A 7,011-nucleotide genomic window follows, 5' to 3' on the forward strand; every position below is an offset into this window, starting at 1 on the left:
TTTCGTCGAGGGGCCGGCGGCGGGGCGCGGCGGGTCAGCCGAAGTCGTCGCCGTCCCAGTCGTCGCCGGAGTCGTCCCAGCCGTTGTCGGTGTCGTCCCATCCTGCGTCGGACCCGGTGTCGGACCCGCCGCCGTCGGAGCCCCCGCCCCCGCCGCCGTCGGAGGTCTGCTGCCGCTGGGCGGCCTGGCGCAGCGCCTCCTCCTCCGCCTCGGACAGCGTCTCGGGGGGCAGTTGCGCGGCGGTGATCGCCGCGGCGCCGGCCACGCCGAGGGCGCCGACCACCACGCCGAGCCGGCCGCTGAAGGAGGTCCGGTTGACGGTGACGTGTCCGCCGGCCCAGACGGTGCGCCCGTACCCGATGTCGCGGCCGTACTCGGTGGTGCCGTCGGTGTGGAGCCGCTTGACGAGGTCCCGGCCGAGCCGTTCGTCGGTGCCGGACCGGCCGAGGCTGTCCTGCCAGTGGACGAGGTGGCCGGCGCCGCGCCGGCGCCACTCGCTGCGGCCGTCCTCGTACCGCCGGTGCAGTTGGCCGTCGGCCAGCAGTTCGTCGCGGTAGCCGAGGTGGCGTGCGTTGCTCATGGTCGAGGGGTCCTCACACGTCGGGGGGCGGGTCGGTCGGTCAGGGGGTGGGCCAGCTGAGGAAGCCGGCCTCGCGGGCGGTGCGGACCCGGCTCCGCAGCGGGGTGCGGCGCGGGCCGGTGGCGCCGCCCCGGACCTGGCGGATCACGGTGTGCAGCAGCCTGGCCGGTCCGACGGCGGCCAGTTCCACGGTCCGGCCGCCGCCGAGCCAGGCCCGCTCCTCGGGGCGCAGCCCGGCGGGGAGCAGGCCCCGGTAGGCGTGCGGGCCGCGGCCGGTGGTGAGGTGGAGGGCGGTGGCGTGCCGGGGGACGAGGCCCATCGAGCGGACCCGGACACCCGCGGGCCCGTCCACCGCGCCGCCGCTGCCGTACTCCGCCCGGACCCGCTCGAAGCAGGCCAGCCCGGCCGGGCTGGCGTCGTGCAGCACGTGGACCACGGCGTCGCCCGCCCGCTCCAGGGCCGCCGTCAGCCGCGGGTCGAGCGGCAGCCCGTCGGCGGCGACGATCGGGCAGGCGGCCTCCAGGTGCAGGTCGTTGGCCACCAGCATGGCGGCGATCGCGGGACTCTGGCAGACCAGCAGCCGGGGCAGCCCGTAGTCGTAGAGGTCGCCCTCGGCGGCGGTCCGGGTGCCGGGGGCCACGGCCGCTGCGGGATCCAACGGCGGTAGCAGGCCCGGCAGTTCGTCACGCCGGGTGGCCAGGGCGGCGGCGAACCGGCCGTACCGCACCGGTGGCGCCAGGGTGTACGGGATCCGGCGCGGGCCGGCGTGCAGCGGCTGGAGCACGCGGCACAGCTCGTAGTAGAGCTGGCGTTCGGTGTAGCGCAGGCCGCCGGGCGCCCCGGCCCGTTCGGCGGCGAGGGTCAGTGCGCCGTCCAGCAGCGGACGCAGGGTCATGCGGTGCCCTTCCGGGTGGGCCCGGGCCCGTGGCCGGGCTGCTCCTCGGGCCAGGTCAGGAAGCCGACGGCCAGAGCTCGCCGGCGGGTCTCGATCGGGTTCTCGGGCCGGTCGGGCCGCCGGGGCGCCGGGATCCCGGCGGGGCCGCCGGCGGTGCTCCGCCCGCCGGCCCGTTCGGCGGCCCGGACGGCGACGGCCAGCAGCCGCTTCGGCGGCAGGGCGGCCAGCGGGCTCCACCAGCCCTCGGCGAACCAGGCGCGCTCGCCGCCGGTGAGCCCGGGCACCGTCCGCTCCAGGCGGGCCTGCAACTCCTCGGAGCGGTGCGGGTCGCGCAGCAGGACGAACTTGTCCTGGTCGACGAGCACCGTGCGGACCGGGAGGCCCGCGTCGAGGACCCGCCGGCCGCGCAGTGCGGCTCGGGCGTCGGCCACCAGCAGGCAGCCCTGCGGCGAGGCGTCGTGCAGCACCACCACGGGAAGGCCCGCGGGGACGGCGCGCAGGTCGGTCACGAGCAGCGCGCGGTGGCGGCGGGGGTAGTCGTTGGCCTGGAGGAAGGTGGTCACCGTCCGGTCCGGGCAGAGCAGGACGAACGCCGGTTCGGCGGGCGGCGGGCCGGGCCGGACGAGGTCGTCCTCCACCAGCCCGGACGGCAGCGTCCCGTAGACCTTCTTCCACCGGTCGACCACGGTGCGCCGGAAGTCGTCGGCGTCCCAGCGCAGCTCGACCGGTGCGGGCGGCGCGGGCGTGTCGGCGAGCCAGAACTGGCGGACGCCGGTGCCGATGAGGACCATCCCGCCGAGTGCCAGCAGCACGGTGAGCGAGCCGTTCAGCGCGAGGCCGACGACCATGGCCGCGATCCCGAGCACGCCCAGGCACGAGCCGCCGCCCCGGCTGCCGAGGAAGGACGGCTCGGGCCGGCCGCGCCGTTGCAGGGCGTACCGCAACTGGCCGACGGTGCAGGCCAGTCTGCCGTCCAGGGTGAGCTTGGCGGTCAGCTTGCGGATCCGCAGGTCGTTGAGCCCGGTGCCCTCGGACTTCGGGTCGAGGGCGAAGTCCTTGCGGCAGTACGAGCAGCGGTGCCCGCCGCGCTCGCGCTGGCGCAGGCTCTTCGCACAGTGCGGGCAGATCATCGGGGCACCTCCGGGGTCGCCGTGTCCGGATCCGTCGGGGGGTCGGGCCAGCTCAGGAACCCGAGGTCCGAGGCCGGCGCGCGCGCGTCGGCGGGCTCGTCGGCCGGGCCGGGGCGCTTGTCGAAGGTCTTCGCCACGGCCCGCTCGGCGGCCTGCTCGGCCGCCGCCAGCACCCGCTTGGGCGGCTGGGCGGCGATCGGGCTCCACAGCCCCGCGGTGTACCAGGCGAGTTCCTCCCGGGTGAGTCCCGGGAGCCGCGCCAGCTGTTCCGCGAGGGGCTCGCGCTGCCGGCGTTCGTACAGCTGCACCGTCCGCTCGCCCCCGGCGAGGGCGGTGCGCGCCGACAGCCCGGCGTCGACGACCCGGCGGCCGGGAAGCGCGGCGCGGGTGTCGGCGACCAGCAGGCAGCCCTGCGGGGAGGCGTCGTGCAGGACCACGACCGGCAGCCCGGCGGGTATCTCCTCCGGACGGCCCACGAGCAGGGCGCGGTGGCGTCCGGGGAAGTCGTTGGCGTGCAGGAAGGCCGTCACCGTCGGGTCCGGGCAGAGCACCGCGAGAGCCGGGGTGCCGGCCGGGCGGACCGGCAGGACGGCGGCGTCGTCGACGACGCCCGTGGGCAGGGCGCCGTAGGTGCTCGTCCAGGAGGCCAGGACCGAGTCCCGGAACCGCCGGGCCGTCCAGTTGACGGGGGTCAGGAGGGGATCGGTCCAGCGGCGCTGCTCGTCCTGCCACTTCCGGAGCTGCTCGGTCCACCGGTCGTGCGAGCGCTGCCACTCCCGCCGCAGGCGCGGGAGCTTGCGGCGTTCCTGCACGATGACCAGCAGGCCGAACAGGAACCAGAGGCCGAGTGCGGCCGGCGCGAGGGCGAGGAGCCGGTGCCCGGGCACCAGGACGGCCCAGAGGACGGCGGCGGCCAGCGGGACGACGGCGCCGGCCGTCGCGCAGCCCGGTCTGTCCGCGTCGGCGGTGGGTTCGGGCGGGGCCTGCGGCGGGCGGGCCTGCTCGGCCCGGGGGAGCTGCCGCGTCACGACGGACCAGCGGAGCTGGTCGGTGGTGCAGACGAGCCGGCCGCCGTCCGTGAGCCGGTCCGCGTGCTGCCGCAGCCGGAGGTCGGTCAGGCCCTGGTCGAGCTTCGGTTCCAGGGCGAAGCGGCGCCGGCAGCGGGCGCAGCGGCGGTCGGTGCGCTCGCGCCGCAGCAGCCGCTGCCGGCAGTGCGGGCAGATCACCGCGGCACCTCCAGGGCGGCTGCCAGGCGGCGCAGCCGGGCGGCCAGCCGTTCGCGGGCGCTGACCCCGCCCACCTGCTGTCCCCGTTCCACGGCCCGCAGCGCCTCGGCGAGTTCGGTGTCCTGCCGGCGCTCCGCCTCGGCGGCGGTGATCGCGTAGTCCTCGTGATCGATGCCGTAACCGGTGTTGGCGGCGAGGATGTTGAGCGGTTCGGTGCCCCGGTTGGCGAAGGAGTGCGGCATCAGCTCGGGGATCCGGATCAGCAGCCCGGGTGTCAGCGGGACGTCCACCACCCGGCGCCGTTCGGCGTCGTACAGGCCGCAGGCCGCGTGGCCGAGGCTGAGCACCAGGTGCTCACCGCCGTGGGCGTGCGGGGTGAAGGCGCTGCGCGGGGCGACGATGCCGAGTTTGTAGGTGGCGTTCGACGGCCGCTCGGGCGAGGTCTTGGCGTCGCCGACCAGGTAGTGGGCGAACTGGCCCTCGTCGATGAAGCGGAGCAGTTCCTCACCGGCGGGCCCGTGCACGGTGTCCGGGCCCAACTCCCGTGCGCCCTCGCGGTCGGCGAGCAGGACGCGGCCGTCCGGGCGGAGCCGGTACAGGTCGACCCCGGCCGGTAGCCGCCCGGCGAGCCGTTCGAGCTCGCGCAGCCCGGATTCTATGGACATCGGCCACCCACCCCCACGTTGACCGCAGCGACGTCATCCCCGGTGACGTCGACCGACCTGTGACCGGTTCCCGTCCTCCGGGGCCGGCCTTGTGGATCTTACGCAGGGTGGGTGAACGCGCAAGGGTCAGCGTCCGCGGGCGACCACGAATCCGGGCAGGGCCAGCAGGAACTCCCGCGCCTCGACGGTCCGCTCGACCGCGTCGGCGTCCTCGCCGGCCGGTTCGGGCAGGTCCGCGACCACGCCCTCGATCTCCCGCTCGGCGGCCGCGACCAGCCCGGCGGCGGCCTCCTGGGCGCCGGCCACGCAGTCGTACGCCGCCATCCGGTCGAGCAGCCAGTGGACGTCGTCGGCCGCGTCGGGGCCGCGCCGGGCCCGGGTGCTGCTCAGGTACCGTACGACCCGGGCCCGTTCGGCGGGGGTGGCGCGTTCCAGCAGGTGGATCAGCATGAGGGTGCGCTTGCCCTCCCAGAGGTCCCCGGCGATCTCCTTGCCGTACTCCTCGGCCGTTCCGACCAGGTTGAGCACGTCGTCCTGGATCTGGAAGGCGGCGCCGAGGTACCAGCCGAACCGGTCGAGCCGGGACGCGTCCGTGGAGGCCCCCTCGGCGACCAGCAGGCCGGAGCGGCACGGGTAGAGGAAGGTGTACCAGGACGTCTTCTTGAGGCACATCCGGTAGTAGTCGGTGGCGGTGAGGTCGCAGACGTTGTCCCGGATCCAGCCGATCTCCAGCGCCTGTCCCTCCAGCGACTGGCGGCACATCAGCTCGGTCTCCTCGAACAGCCGCCAGGCGAGCTCCCCGCCGAGCGCCCGCCGGTTGGCCATCACCCGGCGCAGTCCGAGCAGGTTGGTCGCGTTGCCGACGTTCAGCGCCACCTCGACGCCGTACCGGGCGGGGAGCGTGGGCGACCCGCGGCGCAGCTCGCTGCCGTCCTGGATGTCGTCGTGGATCAGGAAGGCGTTGTGGAACAGCTCGACGGTGACCGCCGGGTTGAGCGCCCGCTCCGCGGAGCCGCCGAACGCGGTGCAGGTGACCAGGCAGAGCGCTGCGCGCAGTCCCTTGCACGGGCGGGCCGGGTAGTCGGCGGTGAGCTCGTAGAGGTACGGCGGGCTCTGTTCGGGGATGTGGCGGAGCAGCTCGGTGACGGTCCGCTCGCGGTACCGGGCGAGGACCCGTTCGACCAGCGGCGCCCCGACGGCCGTCGGACCGGCCGCCGTGCTCACCCGTTCGGCCGGGCGGAGGAGCCGTCGCCGGTGGCGTCCCCGGCCCCGCCGGTCGGCCCGCGCTGCGGACCGAAGGCGCTCTGCATGGTGCGGTTGGCGAAGCCGGGGGCGAGGCTGCTCAGGTTGAGCAGCAGGTCGAGGACGTCGTGCGCGTTGGTGGCGAGCCGCTCGGCCTGATCGGACACCTCGCCGGTGGTGGCCGCGAGCACCCGGGTGCTGACCGCGTCGATCAGCTGGTGGGTGTTCTCCGAGACCCGGCGGACCAGTTGGTCGAACTCCTCCTGGTCGACGCGGTGCTCGCCGGTCAGCCGGGCGGTGGCCGCCTTGGCGTCCGCCAGTCCGGCGGAGAGCTCGCGTTCCAGGACGGCGGCGGCTTCCATGACGGCGCGCGAGCCCTGCTCGCCCAACTCGCTGAACCGACCGGCGTCGGGCATGGCTGACCTCCTGGTTCGCGCCCCGGACGGGCCGGGGCGGGCCGGGCCGACGCGGAGCAGGGCGCCGGTCTCGATGGCTGATGGTACACGGCCATGTGCGGAGCGTGTCCGTGGTCCTCCGGTGTCGCCGCGCCCCTGCGCACCCGTGCCGACGTGCGCCGGAGCCTCCCCGGCGCGCGTTGTGCGCCGCGCGCCGGTGCCCTGCGGGCCGGGCGGCCGGCGGTCCGGCGCGTCTGGCGCCGACCGCCTCCGGTCACTGGTAGTAGTTGCGTGGTCGCGGATCGGTCCGCGCCCGGGGGGTGCTGGACGACGACGGCACGAGGAGCGGTCATGGGTGGCAGAGAGCGCCCGCCGAAGGCGCGGAACGCGCGTCCCGGCAGGCGGGCGACGGGCCCGCAGGCGGGCGGGCAGGCGGTGGACGCCCGGGTGGAGATCGCCCGGCTGGAGGGCTACCTGGCCTGGGAGGCGGAGGTGGCGGCGGCCGAGCGGGACGCCCGGGCCTTCGCCGACCGGTTCCCCTGGCTCTCGCCCGACGACCGGGAGGCCCTGGAGCGCGCCTACGCGGACGACCGCCTCCGGTACGCCGAGGAGGTCGTGGACCGGGCGGTCGAGCGGTGCCGGCAGCTCGCCGCCCGCTACCGCTCCGAGTGCCGCCGGATCTGCGCGCGGTGGGCGGCCGTCTGCCTCTCCGTGGCGCTGGCGGCGGCGCTGCTCGCCGCCCTCCCGGCGGCCCTGCACGGCTGACGGCCGCCGGTTGCGGGGCCCGGGGGCGGCCCACCCCCGCGGGGGGGGGCGGGGGGCCCCGGCGCGGGGGGGGGGGCGGGGGAGTGGGGGCCGCGGGCGCGGGGGATGTGCGC

8 protein-coding genes are annotated in these 7,011 nt (G+C 76.4%); 1 reads left to right on the plus strand and 7 read right to left on the minus strand.

The window, feature by feature from the left end:
- Positions 1–34: 34 nt before the first annotated feature.
- The 7 genes from ABZY91_RS21735 to ABZY91_RS21765 all read right to left on the minus strand — a co-directional run bounded on the left by ABZY91_RS21735 (position 35) and on the right by ABZY91_RS21765 (position 6,154).
- Positions 35–580, minus strand: coding sequence for a hypothetical protein (locus tag ABZY91_RS21735; protein WP_329875603.1), 546 nt, complete (start codon positions 578–580; stop codon positions 35–37).
- Between the two features lie 40 nt (positions 581–620).
- Positions 621–1,475: a hypothetical protein gene (locus ABZY91_RS21740; protein ID WP_355404547.1), complete on the minus strand. Its 855-nt coding sequence runs from the start codon at positions 1,473–1,475 to the stop codon at positions 621–623.
- The gene (locus ABZY91_RS21745; RefSeq protein ID WP_355404550.1) at positions 1,472–2,605 is read right to left on the minus strand and encodes a hypothetical protein; all 1,134 of its coding nucleotides are present in this window, start codon (positions 2,603–2,605) and stop codon (positions 1,472–1,474) included. Before ABZY91_RS21745 ends, ABZY91_RS21740 begins: the two co-directional genes overlap by 4 nt.
- Positions 2,602–3,831, minus strand: a complete 1,230-nt coding sequence (locus tag ABZY91_RS21750) for a hypothetical protein (RefSeq protein ID WP_355404553.1) — start codon at positions 3,829–3,831, stop codon at positions 2,602–2,604. Before ABZY91_RS21750 ends, ABZY91_RS21745 begins: the two co-directional genes overlap by 4 nt.
- Entirely contained in the window at positions 3,828–4,496 is a 669-nt protein-coding gene (locus ABZY91_RS21755; RefSeq protein WP_329875611.1) for a cupin domain-containing protein, read from the minus strand. The genes ABZY91_RS21750 and ABZY91_RS21755 overlap by 4 nt, the downstream gene beginning before the upstream one ends.
- Positions 4,497–4,622: 126 nt before the next feature.
- The gene (locus ABZY91_RS21760; RefSeq protein WP_355404555.1) at positions 4,623–5,720 is read right to left on the minus strand and encodes a polyprenyl synthetase family protein; all 1,098 of its coding nucleotides are present in this window, start codon (positions 5,718–5,720) and stop codon (positions 4,623–4,625) included.
- On the minus strand, positions 5,717–6,154 hold the full coding sequence (locus ABZY91_RS21765) for a hypothetical protein (RefSeq protein WP_355404557.1): 438 nt from the start codon (positions 6,152–6,154) through the stop codon (positions 5,717–5,719). The genes ABZY91_RS21760 and ABZY91_RS21765 overlap by 4 nt, the downstream gene beginning before the upstream one ends.
- A gap of 330 nt (positions 6,155–6,484) precedes the next feature.
- Between ABZY91_RS21765 and ABZY91_RS21770 the strand changes: the two genes are divergently transcribed.
- Entirely contained in the window at positions 6,485–6,898 is a 414-nt protein-coding gene (locus ABZY91_RS21770) for a cytochrome C oxidase subunit I (RefSeq protein WP_329875617.1), read from the plus strand.
- The last annotated feature ends 113 nt before the right edge of the window (positions 6,899–7,011 follow it).

Origin of the sequence: Kitasatospora sp. NPDC002965, from assembly GCF_040611255.1 — a bacterium.
In the GTDB taxonomy this organism is placed as follows: domain Bacteria; phylum Actinomycetota; class Actinomycetes; order Streptomycetales; family Streptomycetaceae; genus Kitasatospora.

Excerpts from the sequence above, each read along its gene's own strand:
- ABZY91_RS21735 (WP_329875603.1), bottom strand. The coding sequence starts at position 580 with ATGAGCAACGCACGCCACCTCGGCTACCGCGACGAACTGCTGGCCGAC.
- ABZY91_RS21740 (WP_355404547.1), bottom strand. The coding sequence starts at position 1,475 with ATGACCCTGCGTCCGCTGCTGGACGGCGCACTGACCCTCGCCGCCGAA.
- ABZY91_RS21745 (WP_355404550.1), bottom strand. The coding sequence starts at position 2,605 with ATGATCTGCCCGCACTGTGCGAAGAGCCTGCGCCAGCGCGAGCGCGGC.
- ABZY91_RS21755 (WP_329875611.1), bottom strand. The coding sequence starts at position 4,496 with ATGTCCATAGAATCCGGGCTGCGCGAGCTCGAACGGCTCGCCGGGCGG.
- ABZY91_RS21765 (WP_355404557.1), bottom strand. The coding sequence starts at position 6,154 with ATGCCCGACGCCGGTCGGTTCAGCGAGTTGGGCGAGCAGGGCTCGCGC.
- ABZY91_RS21770 (WP_329875617.1), top strand. The coding sequence starts at position 6,485 with ATGGGTGGCAGAGAGCGCCCGCCGAAGGCGCGGAACGCGCGTCCCGGC.